Origin of the sequence: Streptomyces sp. CA-243310 (genome assembly GCF_050936775.1) — a bacterium.
Taxonomy (GTDB): Bacteria; Actinomycetota; Actinomycetes; order Streptomycetales; family Streptomycetaceae; genus Streptomyces.
Window position 1 is genome coordinate 3,617,675 of record NZ_JBNJMF010000001.1, and the last position, 23,877, is coordinate 3,641,551.

The 23,877-nt window shown below is 70.5% G+C and carries 23 protein-coding genes; 7 read left to right on the top strand and 16 right to left on the bottom strand.

Translation table 11 applies throughout. From position 1 onward, the window contains the following. Nucleotides 1-90 precede the first annotated feature (90 nt). The 5 genes from ACQEVM_RS16000 to ACQEVM_RS16020 form a co-directional block, all read right to left on the bottom strand. Nucleotides 91-831: an AAA family ATPase gene (locus ACQEVM_RS16000; protein WP_433079188.1), complete on the bottom strand. Its 741-nt coding sequence runs from the start codon at nt 829-831 to the stop codon at nt 91-93. A gap of 216 nt (nt 832-1,047) precedes the next feature. After that, nucleotides 1,048-2,076 carry a hemolysin family protein gene (locus tag ACQEVM_RS16005; protein ID WP_433079190.1) on the bottom strand — a complete coding sequence of 343 codons (1,029 nt, stop codon included), beginning with the start codon at nt 2,074-2,076 and terminating at the stop codon, nt 1,048-1,050. After that, on the bottom strand, nt 2,073-3,404 hold the full coding sequence (locus ACQEVM_RS16010; protein WP_433079192.1) for a hemolysin family protein: 1,332 nt from the start codon (nt 3,402-3,404) through the stop codon (nt 2,073-2,075). Before ACQEVM_RS16010 ends, ACQEVM_RS16005 begins: the two co-directional genes overlap by 4 nt. A gap of 299 nt (nt 3,405-3,703) precedes the next feature. After that, nucleotides 3,704-4,069 carry an antibiotic biosynthesis monooxygenase family protein gene (locus ACQEVM_RS16015; RefSeq protein ID WP_433079194.1) on the bottom strand — a complete coding sequence of 122 codons (366 nt, stop codon included), beginning with the start codon at nt 4,067-4,069 and terminating at the stop codon, nt 3,704-3,706. Between the two features lie 120 nt (nt 4,070-4,189). Continuing rightward, complete coding sequence (locus tag ACQEVM_RS16020) at nt 4,190-4,897, bottom strand: TetR/AcrR family transcriptional regulator (RefSeq protein WP_433079196.1); 708 nt, start codon at nt 4,895-4,897, stop codon at nt 4,190-4,192. 138 nt (nt 4,898-5,035) lie between these two features. On the opposite strand from ACQEVM_RS16020, the gene ACQEVM_RS16025 reads away from it, so the two are divergent. Both ACQEVM_RS16025 and ACQEVM_RS16030 read left to right on the top strand, forming a co-directional pair. After that, nucleotides 5,036-6,256, top strand: coding sequence for a saccharopine dehydrogenase family protein (locus tag ACQEVM_RS16025; protein ID WP_433079198.1), 1,221 nt, complete (start codon nt 5,036-5,038; stop codon nt 6,254-6,256). A 270-nt stretch (nt 6,257-6,526) separates the two neighbouring features. Then, the gene (locus ACQEVM_RS16030) at nt 6,527-7,459 is read left to right on the top strand and encodes a SigB/SigF/SigG family RNA polymerase sigma factor (protein ID WP_433078636.1); all 933 of its coding nucleotides are present in this window, start codon (nt 6,527-6,529) and stop codon (nt 7,457-7,459) included. A 152-nt stretch (nt 7,460-7,611) separates the two neighbouring features. Here ACQEVM_RS16030 and thpR read toward each other — a convergent pair whose 3' ends face one another. Together thpR and ACQEVM_RS16040 are read right to left on the bottom strand one after the other, a co-directional pair. Then, nucleotides 7,612-8,193, bottom strand: a complete 582-nt coding sequence (gene thpR / locus ACQEVM_RS16035; protein WP_433079200.1) for an RNA 2',3'-cyclic phosphodiesterase — start codon at nt 8,191-8,193, stop codon at nt 7,612-7,614. A gap of 44 nt (nt 8,194-8,237) precedes the next feature. Further along, nucleotides 8,238-9,644, bottom strand: a complete 1,407-nt coding sequence (locus ACQEVM_RS16040) for an alpha/beta hydrolase family protein (RefSeq protein WP_433079202.1) — start codon at nt 9,642-9,644, stop codon at nt 8,238-8,240. A gap of 613 nt (nt 9,645-10,257) precedes the next feature. On the opposite strand from ACQEVM_RS16040, the gene ACQEVM_RS16045 reads away from it, so the two are divergent. Then, nucleotides 10,258-10,617, top strand: coding sequence for a subtilase-type protease inhibitor (locus tag ACQEVM_RS16045; protein ID WP_433079204.1), 360 nt, complete (start codon nt 10,258-10,260; stop codon nt 10,615-10,617). A gap of 91 nt (nt 10,618-10,708) precedes the next feature. On the opposite strand, the gene ACQEVM_RS16050 is transcribed toward ACQEVM_RS16045, so the two are convergent. The 6 genes from ACQEVM_RS16050 to ACQEVM_RS16075 all read right to left on the bottom strand — a co-directional run bounded on the left by ACQEVM_RS16050 (nt 10,709) and on the right by ACQEVM_RS16075 (nt 15,198). After that, on the bottom strand, nt 10,709-11,056 hold the full coding sequence (locus ACQEVM_RS16050; protein WP_433079206.1) for a VOC family protein: 348 nt from the start codon (nt 11,054-11,056) through the stop codon (nt 10,709-10,711). Between the two features lie 31 nt (nt 11,057-11,087). Next, complete coding sequence (locus ACQEVM_RS16055) at nt 11,088-11,330, bottom strand: hypothetical protein (protein ID WP_433079208.1); 243 nt, start codon at nt 11,328-11,330, stop codon at nt 11,088-11,090. Between the two features lie 79 nt (nt 11,331-11,409). Continuing rightward, on the bottom strand, nt 11,410-11,778 hold the full coding sequence (locus ACQEVM_RS16060; protein ID WP_433079210.1) for a VOC family protein: 369 nt from the start codon (nt 11,776-11,778) through the stop codon (nt 11,410-11,412). A gap of 278 nt (nt 11,779-12,056) precedes the next feature. Beyond that, nucleotides 12,057-12,470: a rodlin gene (locus ACQEVM_RS16065; protein WP_267800586.1), complete on the bottom strand. Its 414-nt coding sequence runs from the start codon at nt 12,468-12,470 to the stop codon at nt 12,057-12,059. A 220-nt stretch (nt 12,471-12,690) separates the two neighbouring features. Further along, nucleotides 12,691-13,296 (bottom strand): GOLPH3/VPS74 family protein, encoded by a 606-nt coding sequence (locus ACQEVM_RS16070; protein WP_433079212.1) that lies wholly within the window; start codon nt 13,294-13,296, stop codon nt 12,691-12,693. A 255-nt stretch (nt 13,297-13,551) separates the two neighbouring features. After that, nucleotides 13,552-15,198, bottom strand: coding sequence for an alpha/beta hydrolase (locus ACQEVM_RS16075; protein WP_433079214.1), 1,647 nt, complete (start codon nt 15,196-15,198; stop codon nt 13,552-13,554). A gap of 254 nt (nt 15,199-15,452) precedes the next feature. Between ACQEVM_RS16075 and ACQEVM_RS16080 the strand changes: the two genes are divergently transcribed. Both ACQEVM_RS16080 and ACQEVM_RS16085 read left to right on the top strand, forming a co-directional pair. Then, nucleotides 15,453-16,847: an FAD-binding oxidoreductase gene (locus ACQEVM_RS16080; protein ID WP_433079216.1), complete on the top strand. Its 1,395-nt coding sequence runs from the start codon at nt 15,453-15,455 to the stop codon at nt 16,845-16,847. 486 nt (nt 16,848-17,333) lie between these two features. Further along, nucleotides 17,334-19,361 (top strand): HelD family protein, encoded by a 2,028-nt coding sequence (locus tag ACQEVM_RS16085; protein ID WP_433080039.1) that lies wholly within the window; start codon nt 17,334-17,336, stop codon nt 19,359-19,361. Between the two features lie 180 nt (nt 19,362-19,541). Here ACQEVM_RS16085 and ACQEVM_RS16090 read toward each other — a convergent pair whose 3' ends face one another. Further along, nucleotides 19,542-20,765: a helix-turn-helix domain-containing protein gene (locus ACQEVM_RS16090; protein ID WP_433079218.1), complete on the bottom strand. Its 1,224-nt coding sequence runs from the start codon at nt 20,763-20,765 to the stop codon at nt 19,542-19,544. Continuing rightward, complete coding sequence (locus ACQEVM_RS16095; protein ID WP_433079220.1) at nt 20,758-20,976, bottom strand: hypothetical protein; 219 nt, start codon at nt 20,974-20,976, stop codon at nt 20,758-20,760. The genes ACQEVM_RS16090 and ACQEVM_RS16095 overlap by 8 nt, the downstream gene beginning before the upstream one ends. Nucleotides 20,977-21,173: 197 nt before the next feature. Here ACQEVM_RS16095 and ACQEVM_RS16100 point away from each other — a divergent pair, with 197 nt between their 5' ends. Beyond that, the gene (locus ACQEVM_RS16100; protein WP_433079222.1) at nt 21,174-21,854 is read left to right on the top strand and encodes a DUF6308 family protein; all 681 of its coding nucleotides are present in this window, start codon (nt 21,174-21,176) and stop codon (nt 21,852-21,854) included. A 155-nt stretch (nt 21,855-22,009) separates the two neighbouring features. Next, nucleotides 22,010-22,354, top strand: coding sequence for a hypothetical protein (locus ACQEVM_RS16105; RefSeq protein ID WP_433079224.1), 345 nt, complete (start codon nt 22,010-22,012; stop codon nt 22,352-22,354). A gap of 671 nt (nt 22,355-23,025) precedes the next feature. On the opposite strand, the gene ACQEVM_RS16110 is transcribed toward ACQEVM_RS16105, so the two are convergent. Beyond that, a complete protein-coding gene (locus ACQEVM_RS16110) occupies nt 23,026-23,814 on the bottom strand; it encodes an SDR family NAD(P)-dependent oxidoreductase (RefSeq protein ID WP_433079226.1) in 789 nt (262 codons plus the stop codon). Nucleotides 23,815-23,877 lie beyond the last annotated feature (63 nt).

Below are 23,877 nucleotides of genomic sequence, written 5' to 3' on the forward strand. Positions count from 1 at the left end.
GCGACGCGGGCCGGAACGCGTCCGACGAGGAAGGCCCGAGCGGATCCGACCACGCCCCGATCCTCACGCCCGATCGTCGCGCCCCGATCCTCACGCCCCGGGCATCGACACGGGGCGCCGCGCGGGTTCCGCGGGCCCGCCCACCGGCGAGCCGGGGCGGCTGTGGGACGGGCCGCCCCGGTCGAAGTCGACGGAGGTGAAGCGCCCGCGCAAGGCGCGGTCGAGAACCACGAGCGACGCCGCCTCGGCCAGCCCGGGCGGGACCGGCACGGGCTCTCCCGGCCTCGGCGGCAGCCGCCGGGGCGCCTCCAACCCCAGGAGCAGCCGCTCCAACCGTCGGTGGTGCCGCGCGAAGACCCGCGCCGGCGCCCACCGACCGCGGGCCTCCTGGCCCGCGAGCGCGTCCGCCGCGGACACGGCCAGCATCACGACGTGGAGTTCCCGGCCGTTCCGCGCCGCCGACCGTGCCAGCCAGCGGCGGATCCAGGGCCGGCTGCCACAGTCGTGGACCAGCAGCGGCCTGCCCGTGCCGAAGGCCTCGTGCAGTCTGCGCACGTACTCGATCCGGGCCCACGGTCGGTACACCACGTAAGGCAGGCCGACCGGCACCCTGGCCCGGCAGGCTTCGCGGACGTCACGGGGGTCGACCGTGAGCGTGCCGGGGGACCAGTTGCGCAACAGGGTGCTCTTGCCGCTGCCCGGCAGACCGGATATGACCACCACCGCACCCGGGGGATAGGACAGGCGGTGCGCCCCCACGTGTCGCCCCCGCAGGTCCACAAGACCGCGCGGCCGCAATGCCGCCGGGTCTGCCTGTTCCGTGCCGCTCATGTGGGCCCGCCCCCTCGCTCGGTACGTCGCCCCGTCGACCCGCGGGTCGACGCGGGGCAGGGACACTGCCGACGTCGCGCGGTCGCCTTCGCTCGACGGAGTCGTGGAAGAACGTCAGGACGGGGATTCACCGGCAGACGCTACCCCGGTGCGGAATCGGACCCGTCGGGGGGACCCACCGCCGGCCGGGACCACGAGGCGCCGGCCGACGGCGTGTCAGGCGTCGCCTTCGTGCGTGGCCGCGCCGACGAGTTCCTCCAGGAGGTCTTCCATGGTGACGAAGCCGAGGACCTCGCCCTCGTCACCGGTGACGGCGGCCAGGTGGGTTCCGGCATCCCGCATGGCGGTCATCGTGTCGTCCATCGGGGTGCCGAGGGAGACCTTGACGATCGGGTGCAGCGCACCGCGCGGGAACGGTGCCGCGCGGTCCTGGGCCGCGAGGGCGTCCTTGATGTGGAGGTACCCGAGGATCGCCCCGCCCGGGCCGGTGACGGGCAGGCGGGAGTAGCCGTACTCCGCCGCGATGCGCTCCAGCCCGCGGGGGGTGATCTCGTGCCCCACGGTGACCGTGTCGCCGAGCGGGACCATCACCTCGCCGACGGCCCGCCGTCCGAGTTCGAGGGCGTCGCGGAGGCGTTCGCCGTCCTCGGGGTCGATGAGGCCCGCGGCGCTGGAGTCCTTGATCAGTCGGGCGAGCTCGTCGTCGTTGAACACGGAGGCGATCTCGTCCTTCGGTTCGACCTTGAGCAGCCGCAGCAGCGTGTTGGCGAAGGCGTTGATGCCGAAGACGAACGGGCGGAGCGCCCGGGTGAGGGCGACGAGCGGCGGCCCGAGCAGCAGCGCCGTCGGGGCGGGCGCGGCGAGCGCGATGTTCTTGGGGACCATCTCGCCGATCAGCATGTGCAGGTAGGTCGCCGCGGTCAGCGCGATGACGAACGCGATCGGATGGATCAGCCCCTCGGGGATGCCGATCGCCTCGAAGGGGGGCTCCAGCAGGTGCGCGATGGCGGGCTCGGCGACCGCGCCGAGGACCAGCGACGAGACCGTGATGCCGAGTTGGGCGGTGGCCATCATCGCCGAGAGGTGTTCGAGCGCCCACAGGGTGCTCTTCGCCCGCCGGTCGCCCTTGAGCGCGGCCGGTTCGATCTGACTGCGGCGCACCGAGATCAGGGCGAACTCGGCCCCGACGAAGAAGGCATTGGTGACGAGGGTGAACGCGCCGATCAACAGCTGGATCGCGGTCATCGGCTCTGCTCCCGGTCGACGACGGATTCGGCGGGCGCGACGATCGAGACCCGGTCCGCCCGGTGGTGGTCTATGTCGAGGACGGACAGTTCCCAGCCGTCCAACCTCACGTTGTCCCCCTCGACGGGGATGCGCTCCAAGACGGAGGCGATGAGCCCGGCGACCGTCTCGTAGGGGCCCTCCGGGACGTCGAAGCCGATCTCCTCGAGTTCGTCGACACGGATGCCGCCGTCGACCTCCCAGGTGCGTCGGCCGTCCTCGTCCGGTCCCTCGATGAGGGCGGGGACCTCGACGGGATCGTGCTCGTCCCGGACCTCCCCGACGACCTCCTCGACGATGTCCTCGACCGTCGCGACGCCCGCGGTGCCACCGTACTCGTCGATGATCACGGCCATGGTGCGGGCCTTGCGCAGCCGTCCCAGGAGCGTGTCGACCGGCAGGGAGTGCGGCACGAGCAACGCCGAGGTCATCAGGTCGGTGACCCGGGTCCTGCCCCGCTCGTCCTCGTCCAACGCCAGCACGTCACGGATGTGGAGCGTGCCGATGACCTCGTCCAGCGTGTCGCGGTAGACGGGGAACCGGGAGATGCCGGTGGCCAGGGTGAGGTGCGCGGCGTCGGTGGCCGTCGCGCGCGCCTCCAGTGCCCGGACGTCCACCCGCGGGGTCATCACGTTCTCCGCGGTCAACTCGGCCAGGTGCAGGGTCTTGACGAACAGCTCGGCCGAGTCGGCCTCGATGGCGCCCGCCCGGGCGGAGTGCTGGACCAGTGCGACCAGCTCCTCCGGGCTACGGGCGGAGGCCAGCTCCTCGGCGGGCTCCAGGCCGAAGCGCCGCACGAGCCGGTTCGCGGCGTTGTTCAGGTGCCGGATGAGAGGGGCGAACGCGGCGGTGAACGCGCGCTGGGGTCCGGCGACGACCTTCGCGACGGCGAGCGGGCGGGCGATGGCCCAGTTCTTCGGTACGAGTTCGCCGACCACCATCAGCACCACCGTCGACAGGGCCACGCCCAGCAGGGTCGCGGTGGTCGACACGGCGCCGGCGGGCAGACCGGCCGCCTCGAGCGGTCCCCGCAGCAGGGCGGACACGGCCGGCTCGGCCAGCATGCCGATGACCAGCGAGGTCACCGTGATGCCCAGCTGGGCGCCGGAGAGTTGGAAGGTGAGGCGCTTGGCGGCCTTCAACGCGCTTTCGGCGCCGCGCTCGCCCGCCGCGACGGCGCGGTCGAGCTCACTGCGCTCGACGGTGGTCAAAGAGAATTCGGCGGCGACGAACACCGCGCACGCCAGCGTCAGCGCGAGAGCAAGGAGCAGCAGCAGGACCTGGGTCACCGTGCCACCCCCGCTCCCGGGCTGATGATCCGCGGGCAGGACGTGGCACGGCTCGGACTGGGAGGTTCACCCATCGCGGGTCTGCTGCTCCTTCTTCTTCATCGGGCTTCGGGCGGTCGGAACGGGGTTCATGCGGCCGGACCGCTCGCGGTCGTCCGCGAGCGGGTCCATCCGGCGGGGGGCACCCCGCCCACAATCGTAAAGGATCGGCAAAGGGGCTGCTTCGGGCGGTCGGCCTGCCGCTCCCACGCCCTCATGTTTCTACAGCTCTGTAGAAAACGCGAGGGGTGATCGGCACATCATGCCTCGACGCCCCCGGGAGGGCTGGGCTGCTCTGTGCGGTGCGAGGAGGTCACGCGGAACAGTCGCGGCTGGATGTCGGTCGCGAGAGCGGACGCCGCCTTCATGTGGGCGCGGGCCTCGGGGTCGGCCAACACCGCGTGGTAGTGCTCCTCGGACTCCCACTGGGCGTAGTTGATCACGCGTCGCCCGTCCTGGCTGGCGTGGAAGGTGGCGCTGACGAAGCCCGGCTGGTGCTTCATCGTCTCCTCCGTGGCGCGCGCCAACAGGTCGGTCAGCTCCTGCTGGTTCTCGGGGGCGACCGTGAAGACGTTGATCAGCGTCGTCACGGGGCGAGTCGAGTCGATGTTCGCGGTAACGGTCATGAACCCAATCTTCCGTGCCGTCGGCCGTGATTGCCTCCGACCGCGCCCGTTTTCTCGAACGGAACGCCGAGACGGGCGCCGGCCGGCGCCCCGTACGCCCGGCGCCCCGTCGAGCCGGCGTCACCGGCCGCCCGCGGCCAGCCGCGCCGCCGCGCTCTCCAGCAGCATCTCCAGCGCCACCGGATACGCGCTGTCCGCCATCCGCGCCGCCAGCAGCCCCGCCGTGGCCGCGATGTGCGGGTAGTGCTCCGCGGGCAGGGCCGCGTACGTGGTCTCCCACATGGCCTCGTCCGCCGAGCGGTCCTCCTCGGCCAGCGCCAGGGCCCCGGCGTCCAGCGCGGAGAAGGCCAGGCTCTGGTCGATGAACGCGTGAAAGATCCGCACGGCCGCCGGATCCTCGAAACCGGCCGTCCGCAGCACTCCCAGCACGGCCTCGTCCGCGGCGATCTCCCGGGGCCGCCCGCTCACCCGGCTCGCCGTCAGTACCGCCGCCTGCGGATGCGCCAGATACGCGCGGTGGATCCGCAGCCCCAGCTCGCGCAGGTCGGCCCGCCAGTCCCCGCCCGCGGCCCAGCCGTCCAACGCCCGGCCGATCAGCTCCTCGCCGATCGCCCGGGTCAGCTCGTCCATGCCCGTGAAGTACCGGTACAAGGTGCTGGGATCGGCGCCGAGCGCGGCCCCCAACCTGCGCGCGCTCAGTCCCGCGCTGCCGTGCTCGCGCAGCATCCGCAGTGCCGTCTCGACGATCAGCCGTTCCGACAGCACCGTTCCCGTGCGCGTGGGACGCCGTCGCCTCCGCGCCTCCTCGGGCACCACCTGCTTCGCCATGATCGACCCTCCAGCCGCCTCGAACCTTATGCCAACACCATTGACGTTAACTCGGCGGCGCGGGTTTGATCCCCCGAGGGAAGGCCTCCCGGGCCCGCCCCCGCTCAACCCGCTCCCACCCGCACGAAGGGTCTGACCATGCGCGTCCTCCTGATGGGTGCCGGCGGCGTCGGCACCGCGATCTCCCGGATCGCCGCCCGCCGCACGTTCCTCACCCGCGTCACCGTCGCCGACTACGACCTCTCCCGCGCCGAGGCGGCCGTCACCGCGCTCGGCCCGTCCGAGACCCGGTTCGACGCCGTCCGAGCCGATGCCTCCGACGAGGCCGCCGTGACCGCCCTGCTCTCCTCCGGTGGCTACGACGTCCTGCTCAACGCCACCGATCCGCGGTTCGTGATGCCGCTCTTCCGGGCGGCCCTCGGCGCCGGCACGCACTACCTGGACATGGCCATGTCCCTGTCCTACCCGGACCCGGACCGTCCCTACGAGCAGTGCGGCGTACGGCTCGGTGACGCCCAGTTCGCGCTGGCCGACGCGTGGCGCGCGGCGGACCGCCTCGCCCTGGTCGGCATGGGCGTCGAACCCGGCCTGTCGGACGTCTTCGCCCGTCACGCCGCGGACGAGCTCTTCGACGAGATCGAGGAACTCGGGGTCCGCGACGGCGCGAACCTCACCGTCGACGGATACGAGTTCGCCCCCTCCTTCAACATCTGGACCACCATCGAGGAATGCCTCAACCCGCCCGTGGTGTACGAGGAGGGCCGCGGCTGGTTCACCACCGAGCCCTTCAGCGAGCCCGAGGTGTTCGACTTTCCCGAGGGCATCGGCCCCGTCGAGTGCGTCAACGTCGAGCACGAGGAGGTGCTGCTGATGCCCCGATGGCTTCAGGCCCGGCGGGTCACCTTCAAGTACGGCCTGGGCGAGGACTTCATCGGCAAGCTCAAGACCCTCCACGCGCTCGGCCTGGACCGCACCGAACCGGTGACCGTGCCCGGCCCGGACGGCCCGGTCCGCGTCTCCCCCCGGGACGTGGTCGCCGCCTGTCTGCCCGACCCGGCGACCCTCGGGGACCGCATGTCCGGCAAGACCTGCGCGGGCACCTGGGTGAAGGGCACCAAGGACGGCGCCCCGCGCGAGGTGTACCTGTACCACGTCGTCGACAACGAGTGGTCCATGAGCGAGTACGGTTCCCAGGCCGTGGTCTGGCAGACCGCCGTCAACCCCGTCGTGGCCCTGGAACTCCTGGCCACGGGCGTCTGGAAGGGGTCCGGCGTCCTGGGCCCCGAGGCCCTGCCCGCCCGCCCCTTCCTGGACCTGCTCACCGCCTACGGGTCCCCGTGGGGCATGCGCGAGCAGTGACGGGTTCGAACGCCACGGCGTCGCGACCCTCTGCGGGACACCCGCCACGCCCCTCCGCATGGGGGCACCGGCCCAGGGCACATGGACCGCCGTTCCGGCAGCACCGCGTTCTACGGCAGATGGCGTCCACCCTCGGCGTCCGACCCCGATGACATGGAGCCACGGGCCTGTCTTCCCCTCGAAGAAAAAAGACGTGAATGAGAGGTGTGAGAACGCGATTCATGGGCATGCGGGCCCTGCAAGTCATCCGTCCAGGGGAGGAACGGTTTCATGTCCCATGCCGCCGTAGTTGTCAGCCCGGTTGTCGATGTGCGGGTCGCGCCGTCTGGCGCGCCGTCTGTCGTGCCGCCTGTGGGGTCGGTGGAGGGGTCCGGTTCGTCGGTGTTGCCGCGGATCGATGACGCGCGTGCGGTGGCGCCGTCGGACGCGCGGGAGTTGTCGCGTCTGTTCCTGGTGCGGTTGCGGTCGTTGGAGGAGGGGACGCGTGAGTACCAGTACGCGCGGAACACGCTGATCGAGATGAACATCTCGTTGGTGAACTTCGCGGCCCGGCGTTTTCGGGGGCGTGCCAGTGGTGGTGGTGGGATCGAGTTGGACGACATCATCCAGGTCGGGACGATCGGTTTGATCAAGGCGATCGACCGGTTCGATCCGGAGCGTGAGGTGGAGTTCTCCACGTTGGCGTTGCCGTTCATCACGGGGGAGATCAAGCGGTTCTTCCGTGACACGACGTGGGCGGTGCATGTGCCGCGTCGGTTGCAGGAGTTGCGGACGGAGTTGGCGAAGAGCCAGGAGGCGTTGACGGAGGTGTTCGGTCGGGCGCCGACGGTCCTGGAGTTGGCCGAGCATCTGGAGTTGTCGCAGGAGCAGGTCGTGGAGGGGATGGTCGCGGCGAACGGTTACACGAGCGGTTCGATCGACGAGTCCACGTCCTCGGGGAGCCGGCCGTCGGCGCAGCCGCGTTCGTTGGCCGACACGGTGGGTGACGTGGATCCGGCGATGGAGTTGTTCGAGGACTTCCACACGCTGGCTCCGCTCCTGAAGGACCTGGCGCCCCGGGACCGGCAGATCCTGTCGATGCGGTTCGGGCAGGAGAAGACCCAGGCCGAGATCGGCGCGGAACTCGGCATCTCCCAGATGCAGGTCTCCCGCCTCCTGACCCGCACCCTCACCCGCCTGCGCACCGGAATGCTCGCCGGCTAGAAAGCCCCGAGACCCACACCCATCCGACCGCGGTCGAGCTCCGAATCACCCCGTGAGGGGCTCTTGGAACCGGCCCCCACCTCCACCGTCGGGGCGCGGCGCGACCGCGCCCCGACGGCACCCCCCGGCCGGGACTCCCGCCCGCGCACCCTTCAGTGCCCGTCGAAGCTCCACGCCTCGATGTCGCGGTAGTGGATCGCTCCCGGGCCGCGTCCGATGTTGCTGCCCACCAGGTGCAGGCGTTCCGTCTGCCAGGGACGGCCGGTGAACCCGGCCAGCTCGGCGGCGACCTTCACGACGCTGGAGGGGTCGTCCCGGCGGGATCGGGCCAGCGTCAGATGAGGCCGCAGCGGCCGTTCCTCGAAGTCAACGCCACACTCACGGACCAGGGCGCGCACCTTCGTGGCGAGTCCGTGCAGCCCTTCCAGGTCCCCCTCGATCCCGCTCCACAGCACCCGCTCGTCGAAGTGCCCGCCGCCCCGCATGGCCAGCCGCAGGGGGTGACGCACAGCGGCCAGCGCGGCGAGCGGCGACCGCAGCAGCGGCACGGTCGTGACCGGCAGCTCACCGAGGAAGGCCAAGGTGATGTGCCAGTCCTCGATGCGGTTCCACCGCATGCGGGGGTACGCCTCGTAGGCGGGCAGCAGTTCCCGCGCCAGCTCGTCCTTCGCCTCGTCGGGCGGGGCGAGCGCCACGAACACGCGGACCGTCGAGCCCTGAGTCTGTTCCTTCACGTAGGAATTGGTACCACCGGCCGCCGGGTCGGTCGGGGGCGGGGTCAGTTCCCCGACAGGGTGTCCTGGAGCCAGTCGAAGACGACCTCGCAGTGCAGCTGTGGGGCCATGGGGGAGCAGTGCAGCTGCGCGCCCTCCGCGGCGGTCAGCTTCAGGTAGTCCTTGGGCGAGGTCAGCTTGTCGTACATCTGGCGCGGTTGGCCGGGGTAGAACTGCTCGTCGTCGTAGTCCAGGACCAGGGTCGGTGCCTTGATCCGGCTGACGACCGAGGTGATCGCCAGCGCCTGGACGCGGGTCGCGGGGGTGTAGAAGTCGGTGAACAGCTTGCCCTGCCGGGCTTCGAGCATCGCCGGAATCGAGAAGGGCTCGAAGCGCTTCTTCATCACGGCGGCGGCGTCCGGGGGAAGTTCGGGAACGACCTTCTTGTTCCAGATGTCGTTCGTCTCCGCCTTGTCGGGCGTGAGGATCTCCCGGATCTCGGGCGGGAAGCCCAGCCACGGTTCGACACAGCCCGGCATGGCCACCAGCGCGGCGATCCGGTGCTCGAAGGCCGCCGCCCGCGGAGCGAGGTCCCCCGCCATGCTCAGACCGGTCAGAGCGATCTTCCCCGGGTCCACGTCCGCACGGGCGGACAGCCAGTCGACGAGCGGGGTGACGACCTTCTCCCAGGTGGGAGTGAACACCACCCGGTCGACGAAGAGCAGTTGCCCCTGCCCCGGCCCGTCGTAGACGAGCGCGTTCCAACCGCGTTCGAGCGCGGCCGGTACGCCGTAGGTCCACATGTCGACGTTCTGCCCGTCGCTGCCGTTGGTCAGGATCACGGTGGGACGGGGAGCGTTCGACTCGTCGGGGCGGAAGAACCACACCGGCAGCGGCGTCGTGCCGTACGGTACCGAGGCCTTGACCGGGGCGGGCTCGCACCGGTCGCAGAACGCGTCCCAGGCGCCGCGACCCGACTTGTACAGCTGTTCCTCCAACCCCGGATCCTTCGAACCGAGGACGAAGAACAGCGCCTGCCCGTAGTACTGGGCGGCGCGCAAGGCCCGGAACCGCTTGGTCTGGTCGTCGGCCGGCGCGCCCGGCGGCGGTTTGAGGAGCTTGTCGCCGAGCTTGCGGAACGTGTCGACGTACGTCTGCGCGGAGAGGCCGGCCTGGTTGATCGCGTTCACGGCGGTGAGGACCTCACCGACCTCACTGGCCCCGGCCCCGGCGGCGCCGAGCGCGAGGAGGCCGTTGAAGTTGTACGCCGGGTCCTTGAAGAGCGTCATCGCCCCGGGAGTGGGGTCCGCGGCCGGTCGCGGCGAGGGGGAGCCACTGACCGTGGCCGCCGGAGCGCCGCGCTCGCCCCCGGGAGCGCAGCCGGCGGCGAGCGCCGCCCCCGCCCCCGCGCCGGCGACGAGGAGGGCGCGGCGAGTGGGACCGGACTCGGGGTGGCGTGCTGCGTGCGTCATACCAGCGGAACGTAGCCCCGACGCGGCGGGACGACATCTCGTCCTGCCTCCGAACGGCCCAGGCCCCGCCGGCCACGGTGATCCCGTCCGGTGGCGAAGTGGCTGGTCATGGGCGGGTTCTCGGCCCCTGCTCGGATGTCCCCCGGAGGGATGGGGGTGCCGCGCCGACGGCACGACCACCCGACCGCGTGCCGCCCGGCCCCGAGCCGCGTCGAGCCGGCGTCGCGGGGCTCGGCCGGGTGTTCGGACCGTGGCGATCCGGCCAAGCTGAATGGCCGTCCGGTGAACCGCGCGCGCCCGGCAGCGGGTCAGAAGCCTCAGGACGGCACGTCACGACCGAGGTGACCCCCTGTCCGCATGTCGCTACGGAGCGCGCACGTGGCCCCTGAGCTGCCCGAACGACCATTCGGTCTCCGCTATGCGGACGGCCTGTCCGTAAAACGGCCATCGATGTGCAACTCCCCTTCGGATCCGACAGGGTTGGCCACACCGAATCGCGATAGCGCAAACAATTATCGCGCTCAACCTTTGAATCGAAAGCGAGCTTGTCGTGCGTCACCGCTTAGCTGCTGTCTCTGCCGCTGCCCTCCTCAGCCTTGCCGGCGTCGCCGGCGTGGCACAGGCACAGCCCGCGAGTCTGTACGCCCCGTCCGCCATGGTCTTCACCGTCGCCCAGGGAGACGACTCCGCGGCGACCGTCGTCCGGGCGTCCACCCTCAGCTGCGCGCCGAGCGCGCAGGGTACCCACCCCGACCCCAAGGCCGCCTGTACGGCTCTGAAGGCCACCGGCGGCTCCTTCGACCGCCTGCTGGCCGCCCCCCATCCCGGCCGCGCGTGCCCCATGCACTACGACCCGGTCACCGTGACCGCGGACGGCGTGTGGCAGGGCAGCCGCGTCGCCTGGAAGCACACCTTCTCCAACGCCTGCGCCATGTCCGCGACCCTGAACGGGAACGTCGTCTTCGCGTTCTGATCCGACCCCGGCGGGCGGGCCTCGGAACAGGGGGCCCCTCGCCGCACCCGGCCCGTGACGCCCGCCGGCCCCCGCGCGGAGCCTCCGGACGTCAGATGTGGCCGAGCACGTTGACGACGCGACCGTTGGGGTCGCGGACCATGAAGCGCCGCACACCCCATTCCTCGTTCTGCAAGGGGTGGACGATCTCGGCGCCTTCGTCCAGCACGGCCGCGTAGACCGCGTCCACATCGTCCACCTCGATGCTCAGGTCGGGATCGACCGGTGCTGTCCTGTCGGCGCTCATGAAGCTGATCTGCGCCGTCGGACTGGACGGTGAGGCGAGCGTCATGATCCAACCGTGGTTCATCACCTCCTCGAAGCCCAGCAGGCCGTAGAACTCCCGACTTTCCTGCGCGGCCTCGGAAACGATGTTCGGCACGACGCGACGTACGGCCATCGACTGCTCCACGGTGAGAGGGAAGGGGTGGTCAGAGATCCGGAACGACATCGGGCGGCGAGGCATTCGGCAGGGTGGCCGGTCGGCCGAGACGGGAGCCGAGACGCGACCGCATCTCGGCTGCCGCGCCGCGGACCTCCGCGTCCTGGCGGTCGTCGTCCAGGAACCCGAGCAGGACGATCAAGGCCCGGGCCTCGTCCTCGCTGATGAGCTTGAGCCGCTGCCCGGTGACGCCGTCGAGGAGGATGTCGAGCAGTTCGAGAGTGTCGTCCATGCAGGAGACAACGGCGCCCGGACCCGCCGCGTCACATCCAGTGGCCGGACGGAGTGCCGGACGGGGTGACGCTCCCTCGTCAGCCACGACTCGTGTCGATGACGCAGAAGCGGTTGCCGTCGGGGTCGGCGAGAACGACGAAGTCCGGGTCGGCGGGGTAGAGGTCCCAGTCGACGCGCTCGGCGCCCAGGGACACCAGCCGGTCGACCTCGGCGGCCTGATCGGCCGCGTTCGCGGCGTACAGGTCCAGGTGGGTCCTTGGGTGTTCCTGTACCGGCGTCCGGCTCAGTCCGAGCGCGAGATGGACCCCGATCCCGGTCTCCGGCGCCAGCACGGCCCAGTCCTCCTCCACCTCGTCGCGCGGCACGTAGGCCAGGGCCCGCGACCAGAACGCGACCGCACGCCGTACGTCCGAAACACCCAACACGACCGATCCGATGTTCAACATCCGCCGATTATCGCGCTGTCGGCTCCCTGACGCTCCGGCGCCACCGCATCGGGGCGTCTCGCCTCGCGGAGAGCGTCGCACACGCAGAGGAGCCTCCCACCCCGAAGGGTGGGAGGCTCCTCTGCGTGCCGGTGGATACCCCGCCAGAACGGCCCCTCGTGCGGCGCGTGGTGCGCGCCGACGCACGAGATGACGTCACGGATCGGGATGGACAAGCCGGGGCCTCGTGGGCACTCGCGCAGGCGTCGGAGGCCCCGGCCGACGGGGGGAGCGGTGCGTCAGCTGCCGGCCGACAGGTTGCCGGACAGGACCGGGATGTTGTCCAGGATGTGGGAGAGCGGCTCGTCGCCCTTGGCCTGGGTGGAGTTCTCGGTGCACTGCTGGTTCTGCGGGTTGGACAGGACGTTGACGTCCTGGACACCGACGTTGGCGAGCACGGCCACGAGGGACTGGGCGTTGACCTTGGCCGGCAGGCCGATGCAGGGCTTGTTCAGGGTGCCCTGGACGAGGCTGAGCTGCGGGCTCTGGTCGCCGGCGGTCTTCTGGTTGCCGTAGATCTGCGAGGCACCGTTGCCGTTGACGGTGTTGACCCCGTTGTCGTTGCCGATGGCCATGGCCGGGGCGGCCACAGCGGCGCCCGCGCCGAGGATGGAGGCGGTGGCGGCGGCGGTGGCCATCATCTTCTTAATCATCATTGATCTCTCTGGTGCACGAGCGGACGGTGACAAGTGCCTTGATCAACGCGCGGACCCCGCACAGGTTTCGCCGGTTCCACCGGTTCACCCGTTCAGCCGCACATGGCTCCGTCGGCACCCTCGCCGTCCACTCACCTGCCCGCCCCTGGGCCCTGTCGTCGAAGTCTCGCCCGGCCCGCGGCGACCACTTCGACCACAGGTCCTGGTGCGGTTCCCGTCACGGCCCTCGCCAGAGGTTGGCGAACGCCGAGTTCTCGATGGTCCGCCTCTGACGTACGGCTTCCAGTTCCATGACCGCGTCGTTGACGACGGCCAGCACGGTCGTCACCGCGTCGTCGTCGGGGCTCGGATCGTCGTCGGACTGCCCGCCCTCGATGCCCACGGCCGAGGCGAGGGCGACGAGGACCGGCTCGGCGGCCTCCCAGCGGCTCAGGGCCCGGCGCCTGGAAGGCGAATCGACCAGTTCCAGGCGATCGGCGCCGAAGGGCGACAACCCCCCTCGCCGAGGGGCCAGTTGACCGTCCTTCTCCAAGGCCGCCTGATAGCTCCCGGAGAGGTCGTCGCCCCTGCGCCACAGCCATTCCTCGACCCGCTCGCGGGGTTCCTGGCGAACGAGGGCCTCCGCTGCCTGGCCGAGGAGGCGGTCATCCGGTGAAGGGTCCCGCTCCGGCACGATCCGGTCGCCGTCCAGGGTGACGGCCCCGGCGCCGATGAGGTCGATCAGCTCGGCTCCCGCGAGCGCGAGCGACAGGTCCCCCTGCCCCACGGGCCGACTCGCCTGCCGTTCCATGGCCAGGAAGAACAGGTCTTTCGCCGTCGTCATGAACGGCTCCCCTCGACGTCTCGGCAGTGAACCGCCGCCACTCGGCCGGCCCGATGCGCGGAGGCTTGAACAAGCTGCCGCGCGTGGAGTTCCAGTATGGCCCCTCGCCGCGTCCCGCGGGGGTGAGGACGGTGCGGGGCGCGACGGCGGACCCGAGGCGGAGCGGCCCGAGGACGACTCGTTCGCGTGCGAAGTAACGCGCCGGGAAAGCGCGTTCGTGGACCTCGGGGGTGAGCGCCGAAGAGCCGGGCGGGGTCAGTCACCCCGGAACGCGCCGCCGGCGGCCACGCCCGCGAGGGGCCGGGGCGAGGAGAAGGGCGCTGTGTCCGGGCGGCACGTCGTCCCGGGCGGCGGGAGGGTGCCGTCGACGAAGTACCGGCTCTCGTACGAGTTGACGCAACTGCTGGAGTCGTTGAACAGCGCGGTGTGCCCGTACCCGTCGTGCGTCAGCAGGCGTGCGTGGGCCAGCTCCTTGGCCATGGCCTGGGCGTCCGCGTACGGCGTCGAGGGGTCGTACGTGGTGCCGACCACCAGCACGGGGTGCGCAGTGGGCCTGTCCCACGGGCCGCGGTAGCGGTTCGCGGAGCGGGCCGGCCAGGTGGCACACGGCTCCGCCGCCCAGGTCCAGTACCGCCCGGCGTCGCCCGCGCGGCGGGCGCTGTCCTCCTCGAGGGAGTGGTAGACGGCGGGGTCGCGCGGATTGGGGCTGTCGGCGCACCACACGGCGGCCGCCTGCTCGTCGCCCAGGTACGGATTCGGCTGCGCGACCGGCGGCGGGGGAGGGTACACGGGTTGCCCGGGCACCCGGCCCCGCCACAGCTCCTGGAGCCGACCGGCGAGATCCGTCCACCCCGGGTGGACGATGTAGAGGCCGCTCACCACGTCCGCGATCGTCCTGGAGTACGTCCACTCGCCCACCGGACGCTCCCGGAGGCGCTTCGTGAGCCCGTCGAACTTCTCGCGGGTCGCTTTCGGGCTGCCGGCGGAGAAGGCGCAGCGGGCGGTCGTGGTGGAGCCGCAGAGGGTGAGGAATCGGTCCAGCGTCGCCGCCGCGGTGCGGTCCGAGCCCATGCGCAGCAGTGTCGTGGACCGCGGTTCGCCCTGAGAGGCGTGATTCGTCCAGGCCTGCGGGTCGATGTTGCTGTCGAGGACCATGGCGCGGACCTTGTCGGGGAACAGGTTGGCGTACGTGGCGCCCAGGAAGGTGCCGTAGGAGACCCCCAGGAAGTTGAGGTGCTGCTCGCCTGTCGCCCTGCGGAGGAGTTCGAGGTCCTGGGCGGTGTCCGCGGTCGACACGTGGCGCAACAGTTCGGGATCGCGCTGTTGGCAGCGTTTCCCGAGATCCCTGTACGCGGCGATCCAGGACGCCCGTTCCTTGGCGCCCACCGGGAAGCCGACCGGTTTGCCCGAGGCCCAGGCGGCGGCCTTCTCGGGGCTCTCGAAACAGTTCACCGCGGTGCTGTTGCCGATGCCGCGGGGATCCCAGCTGACGATGTCGAACCGCTCCCGCAGTTCCTTCGGGAAGGCTCCGTAATTGGCCGGCATCTGCACCGTCCCGGGCCCGCCGGGGCCGCCGGGGTTGAAGAAGAGGGTGCCGACCCGCCGCCCCGGGTCGCTCGCCTTGCGTCGGACCACCGCCAGGTCGATGCCGCGCCCGCGGGGGTCGCGGTGGTTCAGCGGCACCCTGAAACCGGCGCAATCGAAGGGGCTGCCGGGCACACAGGGGTGCCAGTCCAGTCGCCCGTGGCCGGCTTTCGGCGCGGGCGCGGTCACCGACGGCGACGGCATGCCGTCGGCGGGGGCGAGCGTGGGCCCGAGGAAGAGCGTGGAGCCGATGGCCGTCACGGCGAGCGTCGCCGCGTAGTGCCGGGAGCGGCCTCTCATGGATCCGGGTATGGACATGCTCCGCCGTTCTCCTTCGCCGTCGGGCGTCCTTCGCGGTCGATGCCGTGCACACCGAGGTGCGCGTTCCTGCGCACAACGACACTGTGGTCCGGCGCCGCGCGCGAGCCGACCGCACCCGAACGAGGGGCCGGCCCGTGGCCCCGTCGGGCCCCGAGCGGGCCGATCGGGGCAGGGGCGGGGCCCGGACGTGCCCGATTGCGGCGCCCGCCGTGCGGCGAGACGCTGGAAGTGCCCGCTGTCAGGAGATCGCCATGAACGGCACGAAGCTGGAGGCGATGCGGACCGCGCTGCGCGGCCCGGTCATCGGCCCGCAAGACCCGGAGTACAACGAAACCCGCAAGCTCTACAACGCGATGATCGACCGACGGCCGGCCGCCTTCGTGCGGTGCGCGGACGCGGCGGACGTGAAGGCCGCGATCGGCCTGGTCCGCGAGAGTGGCCTCGACATCGCCGTACGCGGCGGCGGCCACAGCGGCCCCGGCCTGTGCCTGCTCGACGGCGGGGTCACGCTCGACCTGTCGCCGATGCGCTGGGTCCGGGTGGACCCGAACGCGAGGACCGCCATCGTGGGCGGGGGCACCCAGCTCGGCGATCTCGACCACGCGGCCCACGGCTTCGGCCTGGCCACGCCCGCCGGAATCATGTCGACGACGGGAGTCGGCGGGCTGACGCTGGGCGGTGGTCACGGCCACCTGACCCGCAGGTTCGGCCTGACCATCGACAACCTGCTGGCCGCCGACGTGGTGCTCGCCGACGGCACCTTCGTCACGGCGAGTGCCTCGGAGCACCCGGACCTCTTCTGGGCGCTGAGGGGCGGCGGAGGGAACTTCGGCGTGGTGACCTCCTTCACCTTCCGACTGCATCCGGTCGACACGGTGGGCGTGTCCATCACGCTCTGGCCCGTCGACGCCACGCGCGAAGTGCTGCGCTGGTACCGGGAGTTCCTGCCGTCGGCGCCCGTGGAGCTGAACGGCTTCTTCGCCGCGCTGGCGGTGCCCCCGGGCCCGCCGTTCCCCGAGGAGATCCACGGGCACAAGATGTGCGCCGTCGTCTGGTGCTGGACCGGCGACCCCGAGGACCTCGGCGATGTCCTGGCCCGCGTGAGCGAGCCGGGTCCGCCCGCCTTCCACTTCACGACCCCGATGCCGTACCCGGCCCTGCAGACCATGTTCGACGAACTGATCCCCAAGGGCTTGCAGTGGTACTGGCGCGGGCACTTCTTCGACCAGATCACCGACGGGGCGCTGGACGTCCACCTCAAGTACGCCGAGAACCTCCCGACGGGCCTGTCGACCATGCACCTCTACCCGATCGACGGGGCCGCCGCACGGGTCGGCAAGGACGAGACGGCATGGGCCTACCGTGACGCGGTCTGGTCGGGCGTGATCGGCGGCATCGACCCGGACCCCGCGAACGCGGAGCTGATCAGGCAGTGGGCCGTGGATTACTGGGAGGAACTGCGCCCGCACTCGATGGGCGGCACGTACGTGAACTTCATCGGCGCGGGGGAGGACCAGGACCGGGTACGCGCCACGTACCGCGACCACTACGACAAACTGGCGCAGATCAAGAGGACATACGACCCGGACAACTTCTTCCACGCCAACCAGAACATCGCTCCCACCGGCGCGGGCGGAGCGCCTTGACGGTGCGGGCTGAAGATGCCGCATCCCGTGCGGGCTGAAGATGCCGCATCCCCGGGGAGAAGCCGGACCCCGCCAGAACGGCGGCCTTACCCGCTGAGCGGTGGGACACGTGGGAGTCGAAATGCTCGCCGCCCTCGCATTCGCTCGCCCCTTTCGCGGCATCAAAGACGCGGAGGCCGAATCGGTATCTCCCCCCTTCCAGGCGCGGCAAGGGGATCGCCGGTACCCAGGCCGGGTCGGCCGTAGGGGGCGGGCATCGGGAGCACAAGGGGCGATATGCGAAACGAAGGAATGCGGGATGCGGGATGCGGGATGCGCCAGACGGTCGGCCGTCATGGATGCAGCCGCAAGGCCACGGCCTACCAACTAAGTCAAGGCTTACCTTCGGGGGATTTTGACCCTATGGTGTGGCTCGATCAAAGGAGCCCACTGTTGTCGAAAGCGAATGATCCCGCTGTGCGTTCGGTTGAATCGGAGCGGGATTATGTGTCCTCCCTGTACGGGTTGCTCACCGAGCGGCTTTCCGAGGCGCGAGTACACCGAGCGAGAATCCTGAAGGCCCCGGCGGAAAGTGCCCGCGAGGCATACGAGAAAGAAATCGCCGCCGAGCGTCTGGCCAAGGAAATCGGCCGGCTGGAGGGCGCAGAAAAGGGGCTGGTCTTCGGGCGCATCGACTGGACGGATGGCACGGCCCTGCGCATCGGGCGCATCGGCCTGCACACGGACGAGGATGACCTGCCTCTGCTCGTGGACTGGCGCGCGAACGCGGCGCGGCCCTTCTACGAGGCGACACCGGTCCACCCGATGGGCCTGCGGCGGCGCCGGCACCTGCGCCTAGAGGAGCGCACGGTCATCTCGGTGAGCGACGAATTGCTGGACGGGAGCGCCCCGACGGGCGAGGACGTCGTGGGGGACGGCCCGTTGACCGAGGCTCTGTCGGCGCGGCGCACGGGCAGGATGCATGCGGCCGTCGCCACGCTACAGGCCGAGCAGGACGAGATCGTCCGCTCCGCCCACCGCGGGGTGACCGTGGTGCAGGGCGGGCCCGGCACCGGCAAGACGGTGGTCGCCCTGCACCGGGCGGCCTATGTCCTGTACGCGTTCCCGCGCGCCGCGCAGGAGGGTGTCCTGGTGGTGGGACCGAACGCCCGGTTCCTCGACTACATCTCCCAGGTCCTTCCCTTGCTCGGAGAGAACGACGTCGTTCTGGCGACCTGCCGGGAACTGGCCGGAGTGTCCACGGACGCGGTGGACCCGTTCGATACGGCGCGTCTCAAGGGCGACTGCGACCTCGCGGACGCCCTGGCCGGTGTGTTGCGCGTCCACCAAGCCCCCGCCGGTGACTTCACCGTGCGGGTCGGACAGGAACTGGTTCACCTGTCCGGCGAGGAAGTCGCCGCGGCACGCGACGCCGCCGTGGCCGCCGCACCGGGGCACAACCCCGCGCGCCGGGTGTTCAAGGAGCTGTTGGTCGACGTCGTCACCGACGCGATGCAACGGGACATGGGCGACCTGCTGGAGCAGATCGACGCCGATGCCGAGAGGATGACGGGCATCGACCTCGACCGGTTCACGGGAGCCGCCCGGCGCCGTGTCGAAGGCGCACCCGACTCGGGTCCGGTCCACGAGCTGGACCTGGACGCCCTCCGGGCCGATCTCCTCGACGACGCCGGCGTCGACCGAGCGGTCGAGGTGGTGTGGCCTCGGCTGGTACCCGGTGACCTCGTCAAGGCGCTCCTGACGGACGCCGGCGCTCTCGCCGAGCACCTGCCCCGACTGAGCGCGCAGGAGCGGTCCCTTCTGCTGCGCGGTTCCGACGACCCGTGGACCGATGCCGATGTGCCGCTGCTGGACGAGGCGGCGAGCCTGGTCGACGGCCCACCGAAGCGGACGTACGGGCACGTCGTCGTCGACGAGGCGCAGGAACTGACCGCCATGCAGTGGCGGATGATCGTCCGTCGCTGCCCGGCAAGGGCGATGACGCTGGTGGGAGACTTCGCCCAGGCGGGCCCGGTCGCGACGGCACGCGACTGGAAGGAAGCGCTGAGCCCCCACGTCGGACCGCGGTTCACACTGCACCACCTGACCGTCAGCTACCGCACCACGCAGGAGATCCTGGAGAGCGTCCGGGACCTGCTCACGCGGATCGCTCCGGACCAGAAGCCCACACGGTCACTGCGAAGCGGTGAGAGGCCCCGCACCGTGACCGCACCTCCGGAAGGGTCGGTCACCGCCGTAGCCCGGGAACTCCGCGCCCAGAGCGCCGCGCACCCGGGCGAGCTCCTGGGAGTGATCTGCGCGGACGCCAGGGTGGGCGAGCTGATGGCCCAGGGCATCGCTCACCACGCACGCATCGTGCCGGCGTCCGAAGCACGAGGCCTGGAATTCGACGGGGTCCTCGTCATGAACCCCGAGGAGATCATCGCGGCCCGCCCCGGTGGGGAAAGGGACTTGTACGTGGCCCTGACCCGGGCCACCAAGCGCCTCTGCACAGTCACCGTCCAGCCCGCCTGACGCCTCGGCGCCCGCGCGTCGTCGCCGCGGGCGCACCCGGCGCGGTACGGCCACCGCCCCGCCCGCACGGGGCTGCCCCTCGCCTCGCCCGAGTTCGTGCGCGTGGTACTCGCAGGTCCAGGGCAGGGTGGAAGGGCACCGCTTCTCCGAACTCGTTCCACATGGGCATGATTTCGGGACTCAGACGATCGACCTGACGGTCCTGTCCGCGTACCGCAGCGTCTCGTCCATGGCCTTGCCCATCTCGCGCACATCGTCGGGCCCTGCCGTGAGCAGAGCAGGGACGTTGATGATGCTCGCGGCGAGGAAGCAGCCCGACACGGACAGGAACTCCTTGTACTGTTCCCGTCCCTCGTGCCCGAGCGATTCCCAGTTCCGGGGCTCCGGCGGCAGACTCGTCCGCCACTTCTCCAGGGCGTGGGTGCCGTGGACTTCGACGTACTCCATGAGGACCGTGGCGCGCGACAGTACGTCGACCATCGTGTCGAAGCCCTTCTGCGACTGGTCCATGGCCGCCTCCGCGACCTCGACCTGGGTTCGGAGGCGTTCCTCCTCCTTCTTGTTCCGGCGCTGCCTCAAGATGTAGAAGCCGGCGGCCGCCAGCGCTGCCGCCGGGGCGGCGACCATGCCGGTGAGCAGGAGAACTCCACCCGCCATGCCCGCACCGCCCGCGGCCAACGTGCCTCCTCCCAGCAGGGCCAGAGTCGCGTTGGTCGCGGCGACCCCGGCCAGCGCCGAAATGGCTGTCCCGGTGGAGGCGGTTCCGAACAACGCGGCGGCGGTGAAGGCGCCGTAGGCCGCGGCGCCGCCGACAGCCGCCCCGGCCGCACCTCCGGCGGCGGCTCCGCGGATCGCGTTGGCGATTCCGGCGGACATGGCCTCGATACGTATCGCCGTAGGGGTCCCGCCCGTGCTCTCGGTCTCCTCCTCACCCGGCCCTTCCGGCTCGGGCGCTCCGCTGATGCTCTTGGCAAGCTCCACGAACCTCATGAAGAACTCGTCGCGGACGACATCATGGACACGGTTGAAGGCTTCCCCGTGTTCTTGGGTGATCTTCGACCGCTGTGCCGCCTTCTCGTTGATCTCGGCGTGGCGTCTCTTCGTCTCCGCGACCTGGTCGCGGAGCTTCACCGGCCGCAGGCCCCGCTGACGAGCGAGAGACCTGGTTCGGTCCTCCGCCTCCAGCCTGAGTTGCGCGGGTGTGAGATGGAGCGCGAGGGCGATACCGGCCAGACGGTGCTCCCCGGGGCTCACGAGCCCGCGCTCGATCCGGGAGATCGAGACCGCGCCACCCTTCCCGTAGTCGGCCTGCTCAGCCAACTCCTCCTGGGTCATGGAGGGTTTCCGGGCCTGGCGGTGCTCGCGGATCACGAGGCCCATCGCCTCTGCGCTGAACTCACTCATCGGTTCCGGTCCTTTCGGTCGATGGGCTGTGGCGACGCCAGGAGGACCGAGCCTCACGTGTCAGCGCAACACCGGAGCGCACTGCCTGGGTGCTGTCTTCCACGAACTGCTTGGCTGCCTTGACGACGGCCGGGTCACGACGGACTTCGTCGGCGGTCTGGATGTTCTGGGCAGCGGTGGCGGTCAGTTGGGCGAGGTTGAGGCGGGGCATGGCAGTGGACCCTTCGTCGCTGATGTTGCCTGCGCGTGTGCAACATAGCGTCACTTAGTGTGCGGTGTAGGCACTATGGCGGTACTGCTGACTGCGGCGGTGGATCGCTCGGCGTGTGGGACCGAGGTCGTGGGTTCTCGGGCCGCCCGCTACGCTCGCATGTCACTCCACCACCAGTCCGCACATGGAGAGTTGACATGGCATCTGTTGCCCTGACTGATCGGCTGCGAGCGCTGCTGTCCGTGGCGGACGCGACGACCAGACTGGGGTGCTACTTCGGCGCCGACAAGTTCGAGGGCGTCACACCGACCTTCACCGGTTCTCGTTTCGAGCACCTGGACGGGGGCGGTGACCGAGCGGACATCGCCGACGTCGTCACTGCGGCGGACCTGATTGCCGTTCAGATGCTGTCCGTTCAGGTGCCTCCTTTGGTCGCGCTCGCCTTGTTGGAGGGCGGCCTCGCCACGGAGCTCTCCGCCCTTCTTCGTCAGATACCTGCCGATACGGACATGGCGAACGCGGAACCTGCTCTGCTGGGGCCCGGTTCTCCAGCCGACCGGGCCTGGCACCTCCTGAAAGGTCAGAAGGGACTGGGGTGGGTCACGACCAACAAGCTCCTGGCTCGCAAGCGTCCGCGCCTTCTGCCGGTCTACGACCACGTGGTGCGCTGTGTGGTCGGGCATCCGAGGTCCTTCTGGTTGTCGCTGCACGAGGCGCTGGCTGCCGATGGCAATGCTCTGCATGAGGAGTTGCTCTCGCTGCGGGATGCCGCTGGTGTGCCGGCGACGGTTTCGGCACTGCGGATCTGTGACGTGGTTCTATGGATGAGCCATGTGGCAGACCACACGAGGAAGAGCTGCGGGGGCGTTCCAGACTGACCTTCGCCGGTCGAGCCGGGCAAGCTGGGCAGGCTTCTCTCGGCGCAGGCGAGGGTGGCTTCGAGAGTCGTGGCTTTGCCCGAGTTCACTGAGCGCCCCCACAGCTGCACTCCGCCGTTCGTTCCGGCGAGTCAAGGCGTCATAGGCTCCAGGACATGCACAGCACCTTGACGGAGCACGCCCGGTGTCTCTATGGAGACGAGTTCGGACCGACGCCTGAGTGCGACCGCGACCACCGCGAGCACTACTTCGTCGAGGAACTGACGTTCGCCGACGCGGATTCGATCCTCACCATGCTCCGTGAGCTCTGCCCGCACGTGGTGGATGGTCATCTGCCGGTCTGGGTGCGCAACCTTTCCTACAGGTTGGCGCTCCTGCAGCGACCTGAGGAGCCGGCGCTGATGCGCGAGGCTGCCGAGAACCTGTGGCTGCACGGACCGGACTGGGATGGCATCGCGGCGGACCTGACGAGACGGGCGGATGCCCTGGAGGCCGGCTGAGTTGGGCCGCGTTGTTCACGGTGCCGGCCGGAGACTGATCGACACCACGGTGACGGTGTGACCCGCTCGGATCCTCCGGGACGCCGGGTTGCTCGCCCGCAACTCGTACTGGCGTCGATGGATGCCTTGCGTCGCCCCGGCGTCCGGGATCTTCCAGTGCCCACCGGGCGATGTCGAGGGGGAAGGCCCGCACCTGGGTGAGGGTGTCCCGGTGGTTGAGCCCCCTCGACCTTGGCGCTCCTGTTTCGCCCGGTTCTCGTCGCACTCGCTCGGCCACAAGGTCAGTGACCTGCGGAAACTCCGCCGGCGAGACTCGATCGGATCGAAGTCGAGGCCGGCGCCTCGAAGTGCTTGCCGACGAACCGCCCCGGCCGTGGCTTGTTCAGCACGGCCTTGGGTTGGTTCTGCGCGGCGAAGCAGATGCCGACCGCCTTGCCGTCCTCGCCGAGCGCGCCGATGCACTCACCGCGGCGCTCTCGTGTCGCATCGTGTGCGCGTGCGCGGACGGCACTCGTCCGTCCTCGGGTGTCGGGGTGGACTTCGGCTTCTCCGAGAGGTCGAACAACACCGACCGGTCCCGGCGAGCCGGACGTTGCCCCGCCCTCCGGCCGACCCGACGGGAAGCCCCTCCGCCCCTCCGCCCCGTGGACCGGGAGGCCGGGAGGCCGCGGTCAGGCCTTCAGGGCCCGACCGGCGACGGTGAGGGCCAACCGGCGGGGAGCCAGTCCGGAGGCCAGCGCGGAGAGGCGGTTGCCGAAGCCGGCGACCACGCTGGGCGGGGTCGTGCCGCGTTCGAGGGCCCGGCGGGCGGTGGAGACGACCTGCTCCGAGGTGGCGACCTTGCCCACGACCGCGTCCCGACTTCCGACGACGTCGAAGAACTCGGTGCCGGTAGGTCCCGGGGAGACGGCGAGGACGCGCAGGGCGCTGCCACGGGTTTCGTACGCTATGGCCTCGGTGAAGCTGAGCACGAAGGCCTTGCTCGCGCCGTAGACCGCCATCGCCGGCGTGGGCTGGTAGGCGGCGGTGCTCGCGACGGTGACCAGCGCGCCCCGACCGTCGGCGACCAGGTCGGGCAGGAAGGCGCGGGTCAACCCGGCCACCGCCGCGATGTTGAGCTGGATCATCCGGTCGACCTGTGTCGGGTCCTGCTCCAGGAAGGGGCCGTGGCTGCCGAATCCCGCGTTGTTGACGAGCGTCTGGACCCGGATGCCCCGTTCGTCCAGCTCGGCGCGGAGGGCGGCGCCGGCGCCGGGCAAGGACAGGTCCGCGGCGATCGGGGTGGCGCTGATCCCGTACCGCTTCTCCAGGTCGCCCGCCAGCTCCGTGAGTCGATCGAGGCGCCGGGCGACCAGCACCACGTCGGCGCCGCGCTCGGCCCACTGGCGGGCGAACTCGACACCGAGCCCCGCACTCGCCCCGGTGATCAGGGCCACTGTGCCCCGGTACATCATCGTCATGTCGGCTGCTCCACTTCCATGGGTCGCGTCATACTCAATGTAGGCACCGACATCATTGTAGTC